This is a genomic window from Ruegeria conchae (assembly GCF_000192475.1).
GTDB classification, from domain to species: domain Bacteria; phylum Pseudomonadota; class Alphaproteobacteria; order Rhodobacterales; family Rhodobacteraceae; genus Ruegeria; species Ruegeria conchae.
Window position 1 is genome coordinate 40385 of sequence record NZ_AEYW01000012.1, and the last position, 22253, is coordinate 62637.

The 22253-nt window shown below is 53.2% G+C and carries 23 protein-coding genes and 1 tRNA gene; 17 read left to right on the forward strand and 7 right to left on the reverse strand.

All coding sequences use genetic code 11. The annotated features are described in order from the left end of the window. Position 1 precedes the first annotated feature (1 nt). Genes G7G_RS0110665 through G7G_RS0110680 form a run of 4 tightly spaced genes read left to right on the forward strand, consistent with a single transcriptional unit; the run spans position 2 to position 6827 of the window. Positions 2-3193 (forward strand): hypothetical protein, encoded by a 3192-nt coding sequence (locus G7G_RS0110665; protein ID WP_010441299.1) that lies wholly within the window; start codon positions 2-4, stop codon positions 3191-3193. Positions 3194-3231: 38 nt separating this feature from the next. Further along, the gene (locus G7G_RS0110670; protein ID WP_010441301.1) at positions 3232-3843 is read left to right on the forward strand and encodes a hypothetical protein; all 612 of its coding nucleotides are present in this window, start codon (positions 3232-3234) and stop codon (positions 3841-3843) included. Then, the gene (locus G7G_RS0110675; RefSeq protein WP_010441303.1) at positions 3831-4115 is read left to right on the forward strand and encodes a hypothetical protein; all 285 of its coding nucleotides are present in this window, start codon (positions 3831-3833) and stop codon (positions 4113-4115) included. Before G7G_RS0110670 ends, G7G_RS0110675 begins: the two co-directional genes overlap by 13 nt. Before the next feature lie 57 nt (positions 4116-4172). Further along, the gene (locus G7G_RS0110680) at positions 4173-6827 is read left to right on the forward strand and encodes an AAA family ATPase (protein ID WP_010441306.1); all 2655 of its coding nucleotides are present in this window, start codon (positions 4173-4175) and stop codon (positions 6825-6827) included. Between the two features lie 632 nt (positions 6828-7459). Here the strand turns inward: G7G_RS0110680 and G7G_RS0110690 are convergent. The 4 genes from G7G_RS0110690 to G7G_RS23950 all read right to left on the reverse strand — a co-directional run bounded on the left by G7G_RS0110690 (position 7460) and on the right by G7G_RS23950 (position 10109). Further along, positions 7460-8533 (reverse strand): ComEC/Rec2 family competence protein, encoded by a 1074-nt coding sequence (locus tag G7G_RS0110690; RefSeq protein ID WP_010441312.1) that lies wholly within the window; start codon positions 8531-8533, stop codon positions 7460-7462. Positions 8534-8563: 30 nt separating this feature from the next. Next, on the reverse strand, positions 8564-9094 hold the full coding sequence (locus G7G_RS0110695; RefSeq protein ID WP_139056604.1) for a hypothetical protein: 531 nt from the start codon (positions 9092-9094) through the stop codon (positions 8564-8566). After that, positions 9081-9773, reverse strand: a complete 693-nt coding sequence (locus G7G_RS0110700; protein WP_010441316.1) for a hypothetical protein — start codon at positions 9771-9773, stop codon at positions 9081-9083. The genes G7G_RS0110695 and G7G_RS0110700 overlap by 14 nt, the downstream gene beginning before the upstream one ends. Positions 9774-10034: 261 nt before the next feature. Then, positions 10035-10109 carry a helix-turn-helix domain-containing protein gene (locus G7G_RS23950; RefSeq protein ID WP_083829006.1) on the reverse strand — a complete coding sequence of 25 codons (75 nt, stop codon included), beginning with the start codon at positions 10107-10109 and terminating at the stop codon, positions 10035-10037. Between G7G_RS23950 and G7G_RS0110705 the strand changes: the two genes are divergently transcribed. Then, positions 10108-10320 (forward strand): hypothetical protein, encoded by a 213-nt coding sequence (locus G7G_RS0110705; protein WP_010441318.1) that lies wholly within the window; start codon positions 10108-10110, stop codon positions 10318-10320. The two genes, G7G_RS23950 and G7G_RS0110705, sit on opposite strands and share 2 nt — an antisense overlap. 151 nt (positions 10321-10471) lie before the next feature. Here the strand turns inward: G7G_RS0110705 and G7G_RS0110710 are convergent, their stop codons facing one another. Further along, entirely contained in the window at positions 10472-11899 is a 1428-nt protein-coding gene (locus G7G_RS0110710; protein ID WP_010441320.1) for an HD domain-containing protein, read from the reverse strand. A gap of 248 nt (positions 11900-12147) precedes the next feature. Between G7G_RS0110710 and G7G_RS0110715 the strand changes: the two genes are divergently transcribed. The 7 genes from G7G_RS0110715 (at position 12148) to G7G_RS0110745 (ending at position 15464) form a co-directional block, all read left to right on the forward strand. Beyond that, positions 12148-12672 (forward strand): hypothetical protein, encoded by a 525-nt coding sequence (locus G7G_RS0110715; RefSeq protein ID WP_139056605.1) that lies wholly within the window; start codon positions 12148-12150, stop codon positions 12670-12672. A 122-nt stretch (positions 12673-12794) separates the two neighbouring features. After that, positions 12795-13736 (forward strand): RadC family protein, encoded by a 942-nt coding sequence (radC, locus tag G7G_RS0110720; RefSeq protein ID WP_010441323.1) that lies wholly within the window; start codon positions 12795-12797, stop codon positions 13734-13736. A 43-nt stretch (positions 13737-13779) separates the two neighbouring features. Next, on the forward strand, positions 13780-13923 hold the full coding sequence (locus G7G_RS24675) for a hypothetical protein (RefSeq protein WP_010441324.1): 144 nt from the start codon (positions 13780-13782) through the stop codon (positions 13921-13923). Beyond that, the gene (locus G7G_RS0110730) at positions 13920-14333 is read left to right on the forward strand and encodes a thermonuclease family protein (protein ID WP_010441325.1); all 414 of its coding nucleotides are present in this window, start codon (positions 13920-13922) and stop codon (positions 14331-14333) included. The genes G7G_RS24675 and G7G_RS0110730 overlap by 4 nt, the downstream gene beginning before the upstream one ends. Before the next feature lie 48 nt (positions 14334-14381). After that, complete coding sequence (locus tag G7G_RS0110735; protein ID WP_010441326.1) at positions 14382-14780, forward strand: hypothetical protein; 399 nt, start codon at positions 14382-14384, stop codon at positions 14778-14780. A gap of 44 nt (positions 14781-14824) precedes the next feature. Beyond that, entirely contained in the window at positions 14825-15226 is a 402-nt protein-coding gene (locus G7G_RS0110740; protein ID WP_010441327.1) for a hypothetical protein, read from the forward strand. Positions 15227-15236: 10 nt separating this feature from the next. Next, positions 15237-15464, forward strand: a complete 228-nt coding sequence (locus G7G_RS0110745) for a hypothetical protein (protein ID WP_010441329.1) — start codon at positions 15237-15239, stop codon at positions 15462-15464. Between the two features lie 534 nt (positions 15465-15998). Here the strand turns inward: G7G_RS0110745 and G7G_RS0110750 are convergent. Together G7G_RS0110750 and G7G_RS0110755 are read right to left on the reverse strand one after the other, a co-directional pair. After that, positions 15999-16075: transfer RNA gene (locus G7G_RS0110750), tRNA-Pro, on the reverse strand. A gap of 127 nt (positions 16076-16202) precedes the next feature. Then, positions 16203-17318, reverse strand: coding sequence for a THUMP domain-containing class I SAM-dependent RNA methyltransferase (locus G7G_RS0110755; protein ID WP_010441331.1), 1116 nt, complete (start codon positions 17316-17318; stop codon positions 16203-16205). Positions 17319-17617: 299 nt separating this feature from the next. On the opposite strand from G7G_RS0110755, the gene G7G_RS0110765 reads away from it, so the two are divergent. From G7G_RS0110765 to nqrE, 5 genes are read left to right on the forward strand one after another with little or no spacing between them, the layout of a single operon-like run. Beyond that, positions 17618-18961: a Na(+)-translocating NADH-quinone reductase subunit A gene (locus tag G7G_RS0110765; RefSeq protein WP_010441332.1), complete on the forward strand. Its 1344-nt coding sequence runs from the start codon at positions 17618-17620 to the stop codon at positions 18959-18961. A gap of 5 nt (positions 18962-18966) precedes the next feature. After that, positions 18967-20175, forward strand: a complete 1209-nt coding sequence (locus G7G_RS0110770; protein ID WP_010441334.1) for an NADH:ubiquinone reductase (Na(+)-transporting) subunit B — start codon at positions 18967-18969, stop codon at positions 20173-20175. Continuing rightward, complete coding sequence (locus G7G_RS0110775) at positions 20168-20983, forward strand: Na(+)-translocating NADH-quinone reductase subunit C (protein WP_010441336.1); 816 nt, start codon at positions 20168-20170, stop codon at positions 20981-20983. The genes G7G_RS0110770 and G7G_RS0110775 overlap by 8 nt, the downstream gene beginning before the upstream one ends. After that, on the forward strand, positions 20983-21636 hold the full coding sequence (locus G7G_RS0110780) for an NADH:ubiquinone reductase (Na(+)-transporting) subunit D (RefSeq protein WP_010441338.1): 654 nt from the start codon (positions 20983-20985) through the stop codon (positions 21634-21636). The genes G7G_RS0110775 and G7G_RS0110780 overlap by 1 nt, the downstream gene beginning before the upstream one ends. Further along, entirely contained in the window at positions 21636-22244 is a 609-nt protein-coding gene (nqrE, locus tag G7G_RS0110785; protein ID WP_010441340.1) for an NADH:ubiquinone reductase (Na(+)-transporting) subunit E, read from the forward strand. Before G7G_RS0110780 ends, nqrE begins: the two co-directional genes overlap by 1 nt. Positions 22245-22253 lie beyond the last annotated feature (9 nt).

Sequence of the window (22253 nt, forward strand, 5' to 3'; positions counted from 1 at the left end):
TATGGCTACCTATGAGCAGCTGATGCAAGCGGCCCGTCAAGCAGATGCGGCCGGGGACAGTGCTGGAGCGAAAAGGTTCCTTGAAATTGCCAGTTCGACGCACGGATCAAACGACGCAACTTCCATTGTACCGCAATCAGCACCACCAAAGCGACGCCTTCCACAGGGCAGCAATGTCCTCATGGAAGATGACAAGGGAGGTGTCGTCTACGAGACGCCAAACGGGAACCGTGGATACACATCGCCCGGTTATTCGACGATCGATCCGGTGAAAGTCGACGAGATCCTCGATGGGCAAACTGCCGGGATCGACCGAGACACACTCGAAGCGATCATGGTCGATTATGTCGAACCAATTGTGCGCTATCCGACACTAGCTATTGAAGGGGCGGCGGAAGGTGCTGGCAATCTGGCCGGGGTATTGGGGGATGCGCTGAACGCCTCGTCTATGGTGCCTAACCTCGCGCCGGGAACACAAGGCTTTCGGCCCATTTCTCAAATAAAACAAGACCCACACGCGAGAGATATCGAGAAGGGGTTTGTACACGGCCTCACCTTTCTACCAGGGGTTGGGGACGCGATCGATTATCTGACCGATCCGGTCGAGACAGACGAAGGTACAATCGCGCCCCGTGGTGGCGGTCAGAACATCAACGAGACCGCCGGTGAGATCACTGACGCAGCGCTCGTGGAAATGCTCGGGATCGACCGCGATGGGCCCCTTGAACCACGTACGCGCGGGGAGCGCTATACGCGAAGGGTATTCGAGGAAATCGGCACTTCCGCCGGTCCGCTAGCACTCGGAACCCATCTCGTGAAACGTGGAACGGGGGCGATGAGCCGTGCCGCTTCAAAGGTGGCTAACAAAGAGATCGCACTGGCGACTTCGGCTGGTGTTGGTGCCCAAACTGCAAATGAAATTGCAACGCCGGATGGAAAAGGCACACCAGCTTCCGACCTATTGGGTTCGCTTTTGAGCTCGGCCGGCATATCCGCTCTAAACGCGCTTACCAAGCCAATTCGGAGAATTGTCGGCAGCGTTACCAATCCGGGGCTTGCAGACGACGCAGCACGCCAAATGATCGCCGAAGACGTGATCGACGCTGCAACATCCATCAAACATGCCAGCCAACCTGTCGATACTTCGGATCTGGCCGATAGGCTGCGAACAAAGACCAATTTGGAGAGGGCAGTCCCGGGCTACCAGGCAAGCATTGGAGAGCGGACCGGAGATATCGGTCTGCAGACCTTCGCGGAGGATACGTCTGCGAACTATGCCGGGGCTCAGAACAGGCGTCTACGAGACAACAACGCTGCGGTGAACGCTCGGGTCAATGAACTTGCACCAAACGGCGATCCCGCACGCTTCCGAACCAATTTGGATCAAGGCATCGAGGCGGCACTAACAGATTCCATGCAAGCCGCCGAAAATGCACAGCGCCGTTTCGACGAAGCCTTGCAGGCCGTCACTCCAGAAATGACCGCTGCGGGGCGTGGCGCCGCTATCCGGGCTGAACTTCAAAACGCCCGTGACGCCGCTTTGCAGGAAGTTTCTGATCTGATGCAAAGGGCTGAGAGTTCCGGCGAACTGGTGGACCTGTCGAGGCTTCGACAACGGTTTGATGACCTGACCGCAAGACTTGAAAGCGAAGAACTGAACACGGTTCGTCGTTTCCTTCCGGAAGAAACTCAAACGGTGCGGGAGTTGGCGCCATCTGTCGACGATGAAACCGACGAGTTGGTCGCCTTGATTATGGCCGACGATGCGAACGGCTCTCCCGTCATGGGCCCGGCCTCTCAGGTTGGCAGCGTCCGATCAGGATTGGCCGAAGCGAAGCGCAACCCTTCTACGACCCCGCAGCAAAAGCGAATGCTCTCTGCGTATGAGAGCGAGGCGGAGAACTTCTTGCGTGATGAGCTGAGCGGCGAGAGCATGGAGGCGCTCGACGAAGCCCGGCGCCTGCGTGCCGAAGCTGGTCGCCGCTTTGAAGAGCCTGATGCAATCGGTCGCACACTGGCGGAAACAGGCCGCGGTACGAGCGCAACGGATCTGCGGGGCTACCAGCTTCCGGATGAAGCGGTGCCCGGCCGGTTTGTGCGCCCCAATGCGGGCGAAACGGATTTTTCGCGATTGATGGCAGAAGCCGGTGACGCGCCGGAAGTCCGTCGTGCGCTCCAGGATCAGCTTGTGTCCGACGCGCAGCGGCGTGGTGCGTTCAAATCACCAGAGGCTCTGTCTCGGTTCTTGGCCGACTACAATGTACAGCTTGAGCAATTCCCGGAAACGCGCCGAGCGCTCGAAGAGGCTGGCGCATCGAGCAGTATGTTGGATACGGCCACAAAGAATGCCGAAACGCTTCGGCGCGATATCACCCCCGGTGGCAAGGCTCCGGAAGGCCAGTACACCCGGTATGCATCGGAAGATGTCGTCGGCAGTATCAACAATCTTGTTCGTGGCTCTGACAGCGGCAGTATCGCCGATAGAACGCACCAGCTGATCAAGCGCGCTGGCGGCACCGAGTCTGCGCGAAAAGACCTCAGAGCCGGTTTCTGGCAGTGGATCGACAGCAGCGGCGCGGGTAGTAGCAAAGGTCGCTTCTCAACGACGCTTGAAGGCGAACCGCGCTGGAACGCAAAGGCGATGGTCAACAATCTGAATGACCCGAAGGTCAGAGAAGTCGCAAAAGAGCTTTGGCCTGGCGAGGAATTCCGCTCCTTCGAAGTGCTTGAAGATATTTTCCGGCAACTGGAGGCCGCAACACCGGGACGCACGACAGCAGCCGGCCGATCGGGAACTGCTCAGTCAATGGCGCGCTTGGAGGCTCAGAGGGGCGCTGCGACCACAGCGAGACGCGCGTCTGCTGATATTCGGGCTGTTGGTCAGGGACGTATGGCGGTGCCTGTCGCTCTCACTGGCTGGGTTGCGGATGGTTTGCGCAACTTGAGTGTGAAAACGCGTCGTATAGCGCTTGAAAAGCTCACGGCATCAGTTGCCAACGATCCGGATCTGCTCGCCAACATTCTGGAAGAATTCAATCCAGCAGAAATGGTCCATTCAAGCCGCTTGATCACACAGAAGTACGGTGTGCGGGCGTCTCAGGTTCTCGAAGTGCTCCGACAGATCAACGAGACGCATCTAGACCCCGCTGCCTCCGAAGACGACGAACTGCTCGATCACATCTTCGCTGACTGAACAGAAACACAATCGCCCGGCAATCGGAAAGGACTCCTATGGCACATCCTCCGTTTATTGGCTCAACTCTAGATGAGTTGATTGAAAAGTTCGCTATTGGCGCCCGCGCTGAACGGCAGTGGAATTTGATCTCCGAAGCAGCGCTGAATTGTGAAGCCCAGTCTTCGGGCGTTGAATCCACTAGCGATATTGGCCAGTTGCACAATGTAATGATGGATATGTTCGTCTCGTGCACTGGGATGGCATTGCGCGCAGATTTCGAGAAGCAATTCCCTCCAAGACGTTTGGGGCGACCAGGAACTGATCGAGCGCTATGCTTGATCGTTGTATTTCTGGTCAACGAAGAAAAGAAGCTCGATCCGACCATCAAACACACTCGCGCGTTAAAGCACGTTGTCAGATTGCTCGGCCCTGATATCGATCTTAGTTTTATTCGCAGCGCCTACGACAGAGGCGTCGCCACATATCGCAATCAGGTACAAGACCAACTCGGCTTCCAGAGCCTCGTCACGCTCTGGCAGGAATTCAACAAGTTTTGGGAAGAGCACAAAAAGTCAGAAAAGTACGCAAAAGATCGCTCTGTTTGTCAAAAACTTCGTGGCCGAAAGTCGATCTACGAAGTTGACAGGAGCATCGAATGGGCGAGGTAAGACGGGCGATTGTGCCTTGGCAGGAATGCAAATTCGTATCAGTCCGGAATGCAGGCCGCATTCTCGGGCTGCATCCAGACGCGCTGGAAGACCGGATTTTTCACGATGAACTGGATGTAAGGACCGTGCCAGGCGGAAGTCAGGCGGTCATCACGGTCGAAAGCGTTCTCCGGCTAATAGAGCGGTCCGAAGCGGTCCAACTGACAGCCCGAAAAGAGGCAAAACGTCAAAGAAAGACGCGCTCTTTCCGGCTTGTCGTCAACAACAACTAGCGGACAAAGAAAAGGCGTGCCGCGTCGTTACCGCAAGCACGCCAGAAAGAGATAATCGTGCAAGAACAATACAATACTGATGCCTTCGAAGCAAGCGTGTTTCCGATTTCATATACCATTGTCGAGAACGCTCAGGGGGCTCTAACTAAGACCTACGAGGCTGATGAAACTGGTGCGCCTAGAGCGGCGCACAGAGGCGCACTATCGCGCGGTATCGCTCGTTTGGAGGGTTCTTCGGGATCGGTTAAAGACCATCTTGAGCAGTTTAGAAACGTCCTGATTGATCTCAAAACAAGTGAAGCGATCGTCACCGGCGTGCCTGTTCTTGACGGGCTTGAGTGGCGCTTGGGTACAAAAGCTGATGTCGAGAACGGCGAAGCCGAGGTCTCCCGTTCATCGGACTGCTTTGTCGCAAAACCAGCTCCTTCGCTCATGTGCCTGGATCTGGACACAAAGACTTATCCGGAAGCTATTCGCCAGCGTCTAACGGAAGCGGGTGGGGTAGATGCGGTTTTGCAATCCGTCTTCTCCGGCTTTCAGGGAGCCGGTTGCCTTAGTCGACCTTCCGCCTCAACTGGCATCGAAAACCCTCTCACAGGGCACGAAACTGGATCCGCTGGCGAACACCTATACTTTGTCGCGGCGGATGGCTCTGACGTCACCGACTTTGCTCAAAGGCTGCATGACCGACTTGTTCTGTCCGGTTGGGGTTGGGGTGAAGTTTCGAAGTCTGGACGCGTGATGACGCGGACGCTGATTGATCGATCAGCCACTTCCCCTTTCCGGGTTGTGTATGAAGCGGATGCCATTCTTCGCGACATGCTTGAGTACAGGCAGCCACGCACCGCGGCTATTTCTGAAGGCGGTTTGTTAAACACAACAGCTTTGCCCGGTTTGAATGACGCCGAGGCAGCAGCGCTCAAAGAAACCGAAGCCGCGATCAAAGATGGCAAGAGGGCCGAGGCCGCTGCTGTACGTCAGGAATGGAAAGAAGAGAGGCTCCGCCTATCAACAAGAGACCGTTCGAATTCTGTCAGAGCGGCGAGCGAGATGGAACGCGCAGTCGAGCGCGAAGAGCTGTCCGGTGAATTCGAGATCCAATTCGATGATGGCACGTGTGCGACCGTGACGGAGATACTGGCGAACAGAAAAGCGTTCCACAAAAGGACATGTGCCGATCCTCTGGAGCCAGACTATGGCGGCGGAACAAACATTGCGATTGTGTACACTGATAATCCCGCCCAAATCTCGAGTCAGGCACACGGCGGAGTGAACTATAGGCTGGTCCGCACAGAGCACGATTACTTTTCGCCTGTCGATCAGTCGGATCAGATTCCAATAGAACAGCTGACTGGTGATGCGGCGATCCGGGATATGTTCTCAGAAAGCTCATGCGAGCGACGATCCAAGCTTTCTAAATTGAGGGGCGTGCGGTCGATTGATGATATCGGCCCGATCCCAAGACGCCAGCACCTAATCAAGCCCCGATTACCGTTGGCGGACGTTGTGCAGTGTATTGGTGAACCCGGCGTATCCAAATCGGCATTTGCATTGCGTGACGCTCTTTTAGTTGCGTCTGGCTGCCCAGAGAAACTGAATATCGACCCTTTGGAAGAGGTACACATTACGGGTTCAGTGCTGATCTACAACGCAGAGGACAGCTACGATGAGATGAACCGACGCCTAATCTCGATAATGCATCACCACAAAATCGAAAAAACTCAACATGATATTCTTCTTTGGTCCGGGTTGGATCATGGCAGCTTAAAGCTCCTACACCGGCCCAGAGATCGAGGGCCGCTTGTGCCTTCACCAGATGTAGACGAGTTGAAGCAGATTATCCGAGAACACAACGTAAAGCTGGTTTACCTTGATCCCCAAGTCGGTTTGGCGTCCGGGGCCCATGAAAATGACAGCGAAGACATGGATGCTGTGTTTCAGACGCTCGCAGAGATCGCGTCCGACTGCAAGATCACCATCGTTGTCATCCACCATACAGCCAAACACACTCGCGACGCGAAGGGTGATATGGGCGCCGGTCGCGGCTCTTTCGCGGCCGTTGCGAAGGTGCGTAGCGCCTTTACTCTGGTCAATGTCACCGGCACAGGCGACGAAAAAGATTGGGGTGTGACGGAAGAAGACCAGCTAATTCGCCTCGACTACGCAAAGGTGTCTCACTCGCGCAAGCCCACAAAACCGCAGGTGTTCAAACGGGAATCAATATTAGTTGGAAACGGTGAAGGTTATTCGGAGGGCGATGCTCTGCCGATTGATGAGTTTATGAAGCTGCCGCACCAGGAGAGGCATCGCATTGAAGGCGACTATGCTCCGGTTCTTGAAGCTGTTGATCTACGCAAACTGAAAGCCGCCGCGGCGATCAAGAGAGCCAATGACGAGGACGCAACTCAAGTACGAATTCGCGAGATAGCGCTAGAGGCTCTACAGGGCGGCGATGTTGTAGCGGTTTCACAGGTCGCCGGATATCTAGGAGAGCGGTTTCTGTCGGATAGCATAACACAATCTGCGAGCCGTCGCGCAGTCGATCCGAAGTTGAGGATAGCGATTGCAGGTGGCGTGCGAACCGTACGCGATGGGCTGAACGGCGTGTTACAACTTGAAGAGAAAAAGACCCCAAGAGGTGGAAAGCCCTCCCTCTGCTTAACTTGGACTCCGGACGTTCTGTCCGAAGATAAGGGCGGCGCGCATGGTTAATGTAGGGTTTGAGACCAAGCGAATTCGCTATTTCGTACCGATGCGCGTTGGTTGGTTTGTAGCAATTTACGTCAATGGTAGTTCAAGACGTAAATTCCTTTTCTCTATTGATTTCAATGAGTTGACAAGAAACCTATACCAATTGACATCGATTCGCGATGTTAGTTGTAAATTGGCGTCATTTTTTCCTTTAAAAACAATCAACTACACAATTGACGCAATTTACCCCCTACGGGGGGAACGGGCATGTAAATTGCCCGGCCCCAACCACGGGTGTTTCGTTAGCAAAAAGACACATTGTCCGTATGGAAAATACTTCATGCGGGGGTGTGCAGAATGAGGCACAGCAAGAAGCATCAGGCGTTTATTAACAGCGAGTACTTCAAAGAAGCCCGAATGCGGGGTTTGAGAAACGCTTGGGCGAAACAAGCAAACGGACCAAAATGCGGTGCAAAGCGACGCTCGGACGGTGAGCCTCACGAGATGACGCCTGAGCAGCTTGGCCGGGAGATCCGCAAACTGGAGCGGTCAATGCGGACTGCGGCGTCGGGAGCGGACGGAGATGGGGTGTTTTCTTGAAGCTGGTGCCGCTATTCAATGCGCCTCGCCACGGGATCCCGGTAATGACGTAGCTAGGAGACCTGCGCAAGTTTTGTTGCGCCTCCAAAAAGTTCAACCTTCTCAGTTCCGTCAGGTGACATTCGATAGCGTATGTGGCCACTCGACGGAAAAGCACTACTGCGCCTAATTCGATGTAAGCGGAGTTGACGGTCCACCGTGGAAGCTCTTTTTGCGGTTTTCGTCTTGAACGAAGAAGTGGAATAGCTCTGGCTTGAACGATCTATGATGAGTTTTGATTCTTCTTTGCCCGGGATTTTGTGCCGCCCATAGTCAAATGGGGCAAGGATAGAAATTGGTTGATCCAATGTTCTCCACAAGTCCTCACAATGAGCACCTCTGGAGCCGTGGTGCGCAACTTTATAAACTCGAAAGTTGTTCGCTGCCCGAAACTGAACAGAGTTTTCAACCACCCTGGTCCAGCCCTTACCCGGTTCTTCTTCAAGGTCAGCGCCGAAGAGGAAAGATGCGCCGAGGGTTTCGAGCAAGAAAACAACGGAAGAGTGATTAGGTTTGAGCTTCGGCGGTTGACGCCCTGCACTACCTGCTTCAGGAATATGCGGTACGACAGATTCAATGAATTTTCGAAAGGAAACATCATCCGGTGCTAGGGCAGTCAGTCTACTTGCTGCAGTGGCAAAAACAGGACGATCTTGACTGGCGTAGTGGATGGCCTTTCCACCCTTTCTTGAGCCGTGAGTTCGCAGCAACTGGACAATTTCTTTGGTTCCGACAGAGAGCTTGGGGCTCATGGGCTCGCAATAGCTTGCTAGATAGGCAATCGCATGCCTGTCATCGAGAGCAAACGGGACAACTAGTTGAGCGTCACTACAAGCCTCAAATAGCCGAGATATCCCGCGGACATGGTCGCCATCAGTATGCGTCAGGGCGACGTGGCTAACTTGTCTGGATAGATCGACCCCAATCCCTTGCAAATAAGAAAGTGATGCGGGTCTACCAGTATCGGCTTCGAGGCAACTATCGACACAAAACCACTGACCATCACCATAGTGGACTGCAATGGCCTCGCCATATGCTGGACCAAACAGGGAAATTTCCAGCTCATCGGGTGCGGGCGCGTCACGCATGTTAGCTTCATGCAATTTTGGTAGCTGCGATCAATCTACACCGTGTAGAATTTCAAGTAGCTCCGCAGAAATGGAATCGCGTCGCTCCACATCTCTTTTTGTCCAATTTGGCTGCCTTCGAAAGACTATGCTTACTGAGGGCTGAGGGATTCCACCTTTGATGCTGATCTTCCCGGTACTTAAATAAAATAGCGCGCCTTCAACCACCAAATCCCGATCACCGGTGTTAACCTGATGGATATCTATTTCAACCTCATCGATATGATCGTCATTGGCGATATCTCTTGAGTGCAACCTTGCACGGATTGTGCCATTCTCGACAGAAGTGACAATTCCTTCCCAACTCGACTGAGGATGGAAGGGGTTTGCCTTTCCGAAGAAGCTTGCTGGAAAGTGCAACTGCTTCTCGATCAGAAAGTTTAATGGAAGATTGCCTTGTTGGATATCATCGTTTGGAACGGTATCGGTGTCGGTTATCGGGGAAGCGCGATAAGGATTCTCCAGATAGATGCCTTCGTCTTGCAATGCAGCGCTTGAACTGACCACTTTATAGACCCTCAATTATTTCAACAATCTCGTTGGAAACTTCTTTCGCTTTAGCTAAGTCAAGTTGCCAGCATTCTTCAATTAGATTTGTAGCTTTTAAGGCCCCCTCAACTGACTCTTCTTTGCCAGCCACAAGGTCACTATTAAAGTCTAGCCGAATAAGGTCCTGACTGGAAGATCCTGGGCGCAAGTCTGCTTGGAAGTGGCCTTCTCGACCATCATGTCGGGGAATTTGTCTCATTGTGAGTCGTTGCATGCCGCCGTGCTTCGTGCCCTGCGCAGACGCGATTTCCTCTCCCCATTTACCCCATGCCGATTGTGGAGCCATCCTCTTACCCAATTCATTTCTCTTTTCTTCGGTGCCGCAGAGTATCTCAAATGATCTGTTTATTCCAATGCGCCACACCGGACTGTGTGTTAACAGTTCTCCGAAAATCGACCTTACCATATCGAAAACAAGGCCGTCTTTGTCCGCCTCGCATCCGATAATTACCCTGCTCTTTTGAACTTCAAATGACATAAAGTTGGCATCGAATCGCGAGAGGTCTGGATGAGAAACTTGTAGTTCAGCTGCATCCAAGGACTCGGACGAGATAAGGTCATTCAATGCTAGCCAACTGGGGTGAAATATCGACGGGTTGAACGCTCCGATCAACACGGCCGACACGCGATCGCTTTCGACTATGACACCCATTTTTGCCCTCCTAGGAGCTTGTCGCACGGTATTTTCGATTTGTCACCGGGCAATTTTGTAGCACAACGAGGCTCTACGAGAACGCGACCAGATCAGCAACCTGTTCGTTTCTCTACTGATACTAACTCCGATCAAATTTGATGCTGCCAGACCGGATAGCTGTTTAGTCTCAAATTGTAGGATTGATCGCCAATCAATCTAGCCCGCAGCTAACGTACTCTTATCTTGGCTAAGTTGGACGGTATTCAGACCATGCTCGGTTCAGTTGTTCGCCAAAATCCGGTAAACCGACGCCCGCCCAATCCCTAGCGCCTTGGCAATCTCAGTGGCGCCCATGCCTTCGGAGTGCAGTTACAGGGAGACGGAAGATACTGCATCGTCGCTGGACTGGATCGACGATCTGGAAGGCATTGCGATCAACGGGAGCCACGAGTACATGATCAAATCCCTCAGAGAGTTGGACAGACTTGCAAAATCTGAGAACGAAGAGATCAGCGCAAAGGCCAAACAGGCGCTCGAACTAGCGCTGGAGTTAACCAAAGTCTGAGAGGCTTTGGCTTCTCCGACAGAGTGCGGGGCCCGGAATACTCGGACCCCGCCCCCTGGGGTATAGATCGAATTTGTGCCGAAGGCCCGCGCACCGGTCGCGAAGAAATTTGCGGTGGCGTGGAACTTTCGATCTTAGATAAAACGACCTATCAACCGTTTAGCTTAGTCTGCAGCAAATCTTTGATCCTTGATTTAAGAAGGGCTTCTTTGTCTTCATTCTGATCGTCGTAGTAAATTCGATGGATATTGAAGGAAGCAGCGCTGGCGACGAGGGGCGAAATGGAGGCTATATCAACAATTTGCCCCCCAACTTCGACGTTTATTTGCTGAGGATCCCCTCCTAAAGTGCCTTTCCGTTTGTAGATCGGCCGCCCGTATGTGTCATAGTAGCAGTCCGAGCCCCAAAGGGCCTCGTCTTTCTGCAACTCCAGACAAACTTCACCGCAAACACTGTCGAGGGTTTGTACCCTCGTTGCCGCGGGAAGAGCAGAAGCAATCGCTCCCGACGATACTACCTCGTCTGCCATTTTCCAGACGTCCAGCATCGGCAGAATCTTTCTTGAAGCGAACCGGTTCGCCATCGCCGCAACTGTTTGATCGGGAGCATCTTGCAACAGGTTCAACGAACCCCAGAAAACAGTGTCGTCCAAGAGAAGTATGTTCTCCAGGCTGCTAGGGTTTTTCATGAACTTTACGAAAGGGTGCGCTGCAGTAAGCCCTGCTTGAGACTCCTTCCCGTCGGCGATGAGTTCGAACACGCGGCTAATCAGTAGCGCAAACATGTATTCTAAGCCGCGGGTTCGCTTATGCAGGTAAATTGTTGGGTAGAGCTGGAACAGTGTCACTGTGAATTGCTCAAGTGAGATGTATGCCTTGCTGTTGACGTACAGGAATTCACCTGATCCGTTGCTACCTACTCTCAGGTTTCGAATTAGCCAGTCGATATCGATACTGCCGGAAGACACGCCGGCAAAATAGGGATCACGCTTCGCATAATCTATCCGGTCTGCGTCCAATTGGCCCGAAACGATCGATGTGTATATGCAGCCCTTGTCAGACTTTTGGATCATTGAGGCAACCGAGCTTGCACAACTATCACCTCCAAGTCGATTTAGGTGTTCACCAATCGAAGAGTCCTCAATGATCTTTGGACTTACCTTTTCGTGATCGACAGCATCTCTTAGCGCTGGACACTCTTCCTCCAAATGGGGATTGCGCTCGAAAAAGAATTTCATTGCCTTCTCAAAGGCATGGCTGAACATTCCGTGTCCAACATCATGCAACAAGGCGGCGGCTAAACAATCCCTGCCTTTTTCAGACCATTTGCCGTTGCTGGCATCCCTTTCGACGATTGGCAACATGCGCTTAGCGACAGCGTAAACACCTAGAGAGTGTGAGAAGCGAGAATGCGCGGCCGACGGAAAGACATAGTCTGAAAAGCCAAGCTGCTTAACGCGGCGTAGTCTCTGAAAGAAAGGATCCGAGAGTAGGTCTTTAAGGTGATGCTCGATCTCACCTTCGAATTCGACGAACCCGTGGATGGGGTCCTTAATCATCTTTATCGACACGATTTTCATGCCCTTTGTTCTTAGTATGGTTAAAAATGACAAGCTTTTGAGGCTGCATAAGGAGTGAAACAACCCCAAATTGCATATGGGGAGACAGACCACGCTTTTGTGTTGTGCGCTAGGGGCATTGGTGCAGCTATTTTGTCGCGCCTAAGCATGACGCAGTTTTGAGAAATTACCCCCAACTTCGCTATTTTTCTCCAAAAATTCATCTGCGAATGATTCGCCAAGAGCGAACAGCCGAAAGGGGCGAGCAGATGTATATTTCAACAGAGAAGTGCCTAAATCGATCGGCTGAAGAATATGCCGACGCGGCTCTGATGCTTCTTGAGACTTTCAATCGAAGTGAGTCTGATGAGTGCTGTAGGGCGTCTGACTTCATCTACGATCTCTACAACCTAGGAAATGCGTTCTTTAGAATTCGCACGATGATGGCGAAAGGTCCTGACACAGTTCCGCACGATTGGCTGCTGAGACGGGAGATCGCGCGGGCTCGAAGAAACGTTTTGGCTCGATATCCGCGCCTCTTGAACGAACGTATTGTCAACGAAGGCTTCAATGCGCTGGAAGAGCTTTTCGAGCACGCTGGAAATGTGGAGATCCAGGCAAAGAGTGGGGCAAAGACAAAGGCGCTGGCGGTATCCCACTTCTTTCAAAACATCCTTCACAACATCTTCGTTGGTTCGCGGTACGGCCTTCTAGACCTCGATCGTGCACTTGGAAAACCACCATCGGCACAAATCTCTCCGACACACGATCCTGATCAGAGGCTCTTGATCTAAGTTCCGCCCAACTAGAAAGGTGTGGTGAAACCTACCGTAATCTTCCGCAAGGTCAGACACCTTTACCACTCATTAACCAACCTTTGGGCATGGTCTAGGGATTGGTGCATGGAGCGGTAGCGGTGAAAAAGTCGGCGATATTGGAGAACCTGAAAGAGGCCATAGGCCGCGATAAGAAGAGGTTCGGCAAGCTAGTTAAGCATGATGGGCAAGGTGGCTTTTCTGAGGAAGAATTGAAGGGATTGGAGGAGCTGTACGCACGTTCTCCTCCACCTGACGCCGTCACCGAACCTGCACATCCGCCGTCATACGTCTATCGAGACCGACTTTCACGAAAGAATGCTGCTGGTGGCGGCCTGATTAAAGACGACGACGGGGCTAACCGGCCTCACTATTGGGGACATCGTGAGCGACTGCGGCAACGCTTTCTCAAAGGCGGTCACGATCCAATGCCAGAATATGAGCTTTTGGAATTGTTGCTATTCAACGCAATCCCGAGGATCGATGTTAAGCCATTGGCGAAGCGCCTGCTTGCAGAGTTTGGCGACCTAAACGGTGTTATCGCGGCATCAAAACATCGCATTCTCAAGGTGGATGGGGCAAACGACTGGGTTTTCTATCACCTGCGCGTTGTTGAAGCCTTCGGGCACAGAATGGCGCAGGCACAGATAATGAAGCGGGATGTTGTGTCGTCGTGGGAAGACTTGGTGACCTACTGCCGAACCGCAATGGCGCATCGCGAGGTTGAGCAATTCCGGGTTCTCTACATGGATCGGAAGAATGTTCTGATTGCTGATGAGGAACAGGCTAGGGGCACCGTTGACCACGTACCGGTATACCCGCGTGAAGTCGTGAAACGAGCTCTGGAACTGAACGCTAGTTCGCTCATCCTCGTCCATAATCACCCATCTGGCGACCCAACGCCAAGTAACTCCGATATTGTCATGACCGAACGTATAAAGGACGCCTGCGATACTATGGGCATTGTCATTCACGACCACGTCATCATTGGGAAGAAGGAAGAATATTCCTTTAGTGCTAATGGGTTGCTCCTACGGGTGTAGCGGCGTAGCTGTATATCGATAATTGCTTTTGAAAGACTTGCCAGTGATTGAACTCATCCTAGTTTTGGTGCTTTGTGTGTTCATCGGAATCTCAATTGGTAAAGTGCTTACCTGGTGGGTGAACAAGAAGTTGGATCAGCGCGCAGAACGTCGGACCGAGGCCACCAAGCAAGGAAAACCATCTTGAAACGTTGTGTCTGCCTGATTGCCTTGCTCACCGCCTGCGGTTCTGACGGAATTGTGTCTTCCGATATCCATGTTCGCGACGCTGATACGATTGTTCTCAATGGGAGGAAAGGAACGCCCGTACGCTTTGAAGGCGTTGATGCACCCGAGCTCGAAACCCAAGAGGGGCGGGAAGGCAAGCAGTGGATGATAGATTATCTGCAAGGCAAATCAGTGCGATGTGATCTGACCGGCGAGATGAATGGAGACCGTCATATCGGCACCTGCTATGTCGACGGTGGGAACCTTAGTGCCGCCGTTATCGCCGCAGGACACGCTTTAGACTGCGCCCGGTACTCTGGTGGCCGATACAGGCATTTAGAGACACCCGCATCTAAATCACGGCTCAGACGGGCCAAGTATTGTGGCTAGGTTGAACCTTTGAGAAGAAAATTATTGCGCATTCGAAAGCAGGATAACATGAGAGTTTTGGTATTTCTGGCCGCCGTGCTGATTGCGGCTCCACAATTCGCGGCCGCACAACAGGTAAAGGCTATTTCCAGCCCAAGCGGCGTGACGTTCAATCAGGTAAAATGCAAGACCAACTCTGCTAAGTGCATGAAGAAGGCAGGCCAGCACTGCAAGGGCAGCTACCAAGTGATCGACAGCGATAGCCACGCCGGCGGATTGCTTGCCGATATCATGCCAGGCCCTGTCACCTGGTATCAGTTGACTTTCCTTTGCGGGAAGTCTGACGGGCGAATGCCTACATTTGCATTCCGTGGTCCGGATGTTGTGAACCCGGCTTTGCTGATCCCGCAGAGCACGCGGGTTCGGTGCAACACAGTTGGGTCAACGACGAATTGTTATTCATATTGAACAGTAGGTAAGCCGAATTCGTTCGAAATCAGGAGTGTTTAAAATTGGGCATAGCAACCGAAACGCACGGAAATTTGACCTGCGAAGTTGAAGCTGACGAGGTCGAAAACCAATATACAGGCACGCTTAAATACAACTCATTTGAGGTCGGTCGAGTTTCGGGCTCAGATTTGGCGGCCGTGCGCGCGCAGTTTCAGATGATAGCCAGTTTGGTCGATGAGGGGGCCCAAATCCGCCATGGCATCATAGTTTGCGGCTACCACAACGACGAATTACGTGGCGACGTGCTCCTCGTAGACGGCGAAGCCCTTGGAACATGGTATATGGACGATGAGGAGTGGTGCTATTTTACCGTAGATGGCGAAACCGAGCCCAAGTGTACGGCGCCGTCGGCTTGGATGATGCACGACGCGATCGCGGAGTGGCATACAGCAGCTTCTCAATAAGGAGGCGGGGATGCCTAGGAACGAATTATTAGCGTTTCTATTTGGTTTGTTTTGGGGTGCTGTCGCGGTCTTCTGGTACATGAAGGATCGACCAGCCACACCATACGATGTCTGCATGCAATATTGGGGTCAGAAATACTATTCCGACGGTTCGTCAACACTCGTTGCTGAAAAGCATGCGGAACCGCATTGCGAGTACGAAAAGACTGCATTCGATGGTGATATTTCTAATGGTTGAGGCAGTTTTCTGTTAGCCGAAGTTAGTAGTCGACAAATAGGAGTAATGAATTGTTGTCCGTTAGAAGTGTAAAGAAAATTAGCAACAGAGGGGCGACGGTAAGTGATCCATTGGTTGATGCTGCAATCAGGCGATACATAAAAAAACTGGGGATCCTTGGTTTGATGTCGGCCAGAGAGAATCTACGCGAGAGGTCATCGCTGAATATAGGTCAGTACTTGAAGACATAGCATCTGAGGTAGGCCTGGCCGAAGATCTTGTTGAAATTCTAAACCAAATTGCGACTTACAAAAAACTTGATGACGATAATTCGGAGCGACCGTGAAGCAGTTCCATAGCTCAGCAATAGGGAGCGTCACTGAGGCATTGCTTTCCCTAATTGCAGAAGTGCCAACGTTGAGGGTCGGTGCATCGCAAGACTTTTTTCCTACTTAAACGGCCTATTTTGGTGCTGCCCCGGTGCTGCCCCGCATCAGTAGCCATCGCAGCAAACCAATCGACTTGGCTATAAGATATTGTAATTTATGAAATATATGGTCGGAGTGAGAGGATTCGAACCTCCGACCCCTGCCTCCCGAAGACAGTGCTCTACCAGGCTGAGCTACACTCCGACCGTGGCGGGTGATCTATACCTCGCGATTTGGATGTGCAAGAGGATTTCTGAGATCGGTATAGGGTAAACCACGGGGGCAGAATGGCGACCGTCGCAACAAGTCCAAGTGGGAATTGGACCGCATCTCACTTCAATGGCTCAGTGCGAAACAGCCGAATTTTGGTTCCGCCATGATCGACGACCGGACCGGGCGGGAGCAAAGGCAGGCGCGTAGCGCGAGCAAGTCCAGGTGTCGTGGTGACGATGCCCACACGCCAGCCGTGAAAACGGTTGGCGAGTACCTTGCCAAGGCTGCCATATAGTGATCGCAAGCGCTTTTCGTCACCGATGCGGGCCCCGTAAGGGGGGTTCACGATGATCAGCCCCGTCGGCCCGGTGGGAGGTTTGATGTCACTGACCGAACGGTGCTGAAACTGGGTTATCTGATCCACATTGGCCTGCATTGCATTCGAACGCGACGCTTCAATTGCGCCCTCATTCCGATCGGAACCAAAGAATTTCAACTCGGTTTCGTGCGTTTGAGTCCGCTTGCGCAACTCGTGCCAAGCATCGTGGTCAAAGCTGGCAAAGTTCTCGAAAGCGAACTTACGTGATCTTCCCGGCATCAGACCAAGCGCTATCTCAGCAGCCTCAATAACAAACGTGCCCGAGCCGCACATCGGGTCCAAGACCGGCTCAGATCCATCATAACCACATTCGCGCAGGAACATGGCCGCCATGGTCTCACGCATCGGAGCCTTGGCAATGGCGGGTTTGTGGCCGCGTTTGTGTAATGGCTCACCGGAACTGTCCAGCGACAGAGTGCAAATATCTTTTTCGATCCGAAGGAGCACACGAACAGTGGCATCAGATGAGACCGGCGCGCCAAGTGTCTCAGAAATGGCGCGTTCAATACGTTGGCGGGCCGCCCTGTCATGATAGATGCGTGATTTACGGCAGGTTGCCTCGACCCTTACCGGAATATCGGGTCTCAGGAACTTGGCCCAAGGGAACTTGCGTGCCCGCTTGTCCAACTGCGCCAAATGGACTGCGGGAAAACTGCCCAGCCGTACCAGAACTTTGTTGGCACCCCTTAGCTCAAGATTGGCACGCCAGACTTCACGCCAGCCCCCACGGCAAACAACACCACCCGCGAGTTTTTGCGGACTACCAAATCCCCCCTCGATCGCTTCCGCATACAGAGGCGCTTCGAGGCCGGGCGTGGCGACCAAAAATATCTCGAGATCATCTTCGTCTTTCATTCAGGCTGCTTACACCGGATGAACATTAGGTGCGACATACAAATTGAGGGCAAAAATCCACTCAATGTGAAACTGAATCATAAGAATGTGAATTTCCGGTTCGAAATAGAGCGGTAACAGGTTTGCGTTTGCGTGCATCCCCGCGTAAAGGAGCTTTGATCGGAATTACGCTTGCGGATTCTGGTCGGTTTGTAGTGCTTTTGCGACCGGACTGATCGGAAAAATCGTGATATTTGTTGCCATCATTGTAAGGTGGCAAGCAGCAGGCGCAGGACAGAGGCTTGGAAGAACGTAGCGACATGCAAACTTTCAAACTAAAAAAAGGGTTGGATTTGCCGATTGAAGGCGCGCCCGAGCAAAACATCCAACCGGGGCCTGAGTTTTCCAGTGTTGGCGTTCTGGGGGGGGACTATCTAGGTCTAAAACCCCGCATGTTGGTTCAGGAAGGGGATGATGTTCAGCGCGGTACGCCGCTGTTTTGTCACAAGGATGCGCCAGAGGCGATGATGGTCGCACCGTTGAGTGGGAAAGTTGTTGCCGTTAACCGTGGTGCGCGGCGTGTTCTTCAAAGCGTCGTGATCGAAATATCCGACGTCAATGATACCGGGGTTGATTTCTCGGGCGTTGGTGATGCGGTCTCAGGCGCTGGTATCACCGCCAAGCTGTGTGCGGCCGGGCTGTGGACTTCTTTCCGCACGCGACCCTATTCGAAGATGCCCGAACCGGGGACAACACCAGCAGCGATTTTTGTCACCGCGATGGACAGCGATCCACTGGCTGCAGATGCTGCCGTGGTAATCGCCGATGCATCAGAGGCCTTTACGGTAGGTTTGGTCGCAATCTCACATCTGACTGAAGGAAAAACCTATCTTTGCTACAAAGATGGAGAAGCCATCCCAGGTGCTGATCTTCCTAAGGTTGAGGCAGCGGCTTTCTCGGGCCCGCATCCGTCCGGGCTGGCCGGGACACATATTCACTTTCTAGAGCCTTTAGCCGCTGACAAGCAGGTATGGACAATTGGCTATCAAGACGTGATTGCCATCGGACGCCTAATGCAATCCGGCCACCTTGATCCGAATGTTGTGATCGCACTGGCCGGACCGGGTGCGCGGCAACCACGTTTGATCCGTACGGTCATGGGCGCCTCAACTGACGATCTGATCCGTGATGAGGTCAATGTCGATGGAGCCGCTCGGATCATATCGGGTTCGATCCTGTCTGGACGCCATGCTGAAGGCCCGACTGCGTATCTCGGTCGTTTTGCACGTCAGATCACCATCATCCGCGAAGATCCCGACCAGATCACTATGGGTTGGATTCTCCCCATGCCGTCGAAATTTGCCGTTCAGCCGGTCCTGGGGTCTGCTTTTGCCAAAAAGCTTTATGCGTTTACCAGCAATCTGAATGGTGGACGACGCGCAATGGTTCCGACCGGCACGTTTGAAGAGCTGATGCCACAGGATTACCTGCCGACACAGCTGCTGCGCGCTCTGTTGGTGATGGATACCGATACCGCCCAAGCGCTTGGTGCGTTAGAGCTGGACGAAGAAGATCTGGGCCTTGTGGGCTTTGCCTGCCCGGCGAAATATGAATACGGGCTGGCGCTGCGCGACTGCCTTAGCAAGATTGAAAAGGAGGGCTGAGCCGAATGGGTTTGCGCAGCTTCTTTGATCGGATCGAGCCGAACTTTACCAAAGGCGGTAAGTACGAGAAGTATTTTCCCATCTACGAGATGGTAGAAAGCTTCATCTACACTCCGAAAACCGTAACCTCCGTCGCCCCTCACGCGCGGTCCTATGTGGATATGAAGCGGATCATGACCTATGTCGTGATCGCCACGATCCCCTGCATTCTATGGGGGATGTGGAACACCGGTTATCAGGCGAACTCGGCAATTGCCGCGCTTGGACCTGATGCGGCCACAGGCTGGCGGATCGCCCTTTTGCAGATGTTCGGCATCTCGCTGGACCCGTCCAGTATCTTTGCCAATGTAGCGCACGGGCTGCTCTACTTCCTGCCAATCTATATTGTGACGTTGGTTGCTGGCGGTATCTTCGAGGTGATCTTCGCGACAGTGCGGGGCCATGAGGTAAACGAGGGTTTTCTTGTTACTTCTATGCTTTACACGCTTATCATGCCGGCAACGACACCACTGTGGCAGGTGGCTCTGGGCATCATATTCGGTGTTGTGATCGGCAAAGAGGTTTTTGGCGGGACCGGCAAGAACTTCCTCAACCCCGCGCTTGTGGGCCGTGCGTTCCTATACTTCGCGTATCCGGCTCAGATGTCTGGCGACTCGGTTTGGACACCTGTTGACGGGTTTTCCGGCGCCACTGCCCTAGCTGTTTCTGCAGCCGAGGGGGTTCAGGCTCTGGCCGCCGAAGGCATCACTTGGTCCAGCGCATTCTACGGCACCATCCAAGGAAGTTTCGGTGAGACATCGACACTGGCCTGTATGATCGGCTTGGGCTTCCTGCTTCTGACCAAGATCGCGAACTACCGATTGATCTTAGGATGTCTGGCCGGAACCATCGGCTTTACCCTGCTACTGAACGTGATTGGGTCGGACACCAATCCAATGTTCGCCATGCCCTGGTATTGGCACATCGTACTTGGCGGGTATGCCTTCGGGCTGGCCTTTATGGTCACCGAGCCCGTCTCTGCCAGCCACACCAATGTTGGGCGTTACATCTACGGGGCGCTGATCGGTGTCATGGTTGTGTTGATCCGTGTGGTGAACCCGGCTTTCCCCGAAGGCATGATGCTGGCGATCCTGTTCGGAAACGTCTTTGCACCGCTGATCGACTATTTCGTCGTCCAGGCAAATATCAAACGGAGGGCGCGTCGCCATGTCTGATCCGCAATCCCAAGAACCTAAAGGCGCGATTGCCAAGTTTCTGGCGGCCTCGCCGGATTCTGTTGGCAAGACGATTTTCGTCGCTGTGGCTGTATGCCTAGTTGCGTCGATGGTCGTATCAGCCGCTGCGGTCAGCTTGCGCCCTGTGCAGGAAGCGAACAAGCTGAAGGACAAGCAGGTCAATGTTTTGCAAGTCGCGGGTGTTTATGAACCCGGTATAAATGTAACCGAAGCCTTCGCCGCGTTTGAACCGCATGTACTGGATCTTGCCGCTGGTGACTTCGTGGACGACCAGTTCGATCCTGCCACGTTTGATGATATCGCTGCTGCCAGTGATCCGGAACTAAGCGTTGCATTGGACGATGACCCGGCCGGGATCGGTCGCAAGGCCAAGTATCGCGTCATCTACCTGCTGCGCGATGATGCCGGTGATCTGGAAAAGGTGATCCTTCCGCTGCATGGCTATGGCCTCTGGTCGACGCTCTATGGCTTTATTGCTTTGGAGAATAACGGCAACGATATCTACGGCCTTCAGTTCTATCAGCATGGTGAAACCCCGGGTCTAGGTGCCGAGGTGGATAACCCACGCTGGAAAGCGCTGTGGAACGGTAAAAAACTGCGGGACGATGCGGGTGATCTGCAGATCACAGTCGCCAAATCTCAGCCCGCAGCTGGTGCCGATTTTTATGTCGATGCGTTGGCTGGTGCCACGCTGACCTCTGTCGGTGTTGATAACCTGGTAAAATTCTGGATGGGCGATGCGGGCTACGGCCCGTTCCTGGCCAAACTGCAAGCAGGAGATCTATGATGTCCCAGACCAAGAAAGAGCTGTTGATCGATCCGCTCGTCGACAACAACCCGATCACACTGCAGGTGTTGGGCATCTGCTCCGCACTTGCGGTGACCTCATCGCTACAGGTTGCTTTCGTTATGGCGCTGGCAGTGACCTTCGTGACCGGGTTCGCGTCAATGTTCATCTCCATGTTGCGCAACCAGATTCCGGGGTCGATCCGGATCATCGTGCAAATGGTGATCATCGCTTCACTGGTGATCTTGGTGGATCAGATCCTTAAGGCCTATGCTTTCCAGATATCGAAAACCCTGTCGGTTTTTGTTGGCCTGATCATCACAAACTGTATCGTTATGGGGCGGGCCGAAGCGTTTGCCATGAAGAACCCTCCGATTGCTTCGTTCATCGACGGTGTAGGTAACGGCCTCGGCTATGGTCTGATCCTGATGTTGGTTGGTTTCATCCGCGAACTGTTTGGCTCGGGCAGCCTGTTCGGCGTGACGATCCTGCAAACTGTGAATAATGGCGGCTGGTATGTACCGAATGGTCTGCTGTTGCTGCCGCCTTCGGCCTTCTTCGTGATCGGCCTGCTGATCTGGGCTTTCCGCACCTGGAAGCCGAACCAGGTCGAAGAACGTGAATATAAAATCCAGCAGGTAGAGGCGCACTGATGGAAGGGCTTATTTCTCTGGCCGTAAAGGCGATCTTTGTCGAAAACCTCGCGCTCAGCTTCTTTTTGGGGATGTGTACCTTCATCGCCGTATCCAAGAAGATTTCGACTGCACTGGGTTTGGGTATCTCGGTCATGGTCGTGCAAGCGATCACTGTGCCGACCAATAACCTGTTGCTCAGTTATCTGCTGAAACCGGGTGCGCTGGCCTGGGCGGGTTTCCCGGATGTGGACCTGACTTTCCTTGGTCTGATCTCGTATATCGGCGTGATTGCCGCGATGGTGCAAATCCTTGAGATGGTTCTCGATAAGTACTTCCCGCCACTCTACAACGCGCTGGGTATCTTCTTGCCCCTGATTACAGTGAACTGCGCCATCCTAGGCGGCTCGCTGTTCATGGTTGAACGCGACTATAACTTTGCCGAGGCCGCGACTTATGGCCTGTCTTCGGGCTTTGGCTGGGCGCTGGCAATTACCGCAATGGCAGGTGTTCGGGAAAAGCTGAAATATTCGGACATTCCAGATGGCCTGCAGGGGCTGGGCATCACCTTCATCACCGCAGGTCTGATGGCAATGGCCTTCATGTCCTTCTCGGGCGTGAAACTGTAAGGAGGGCGC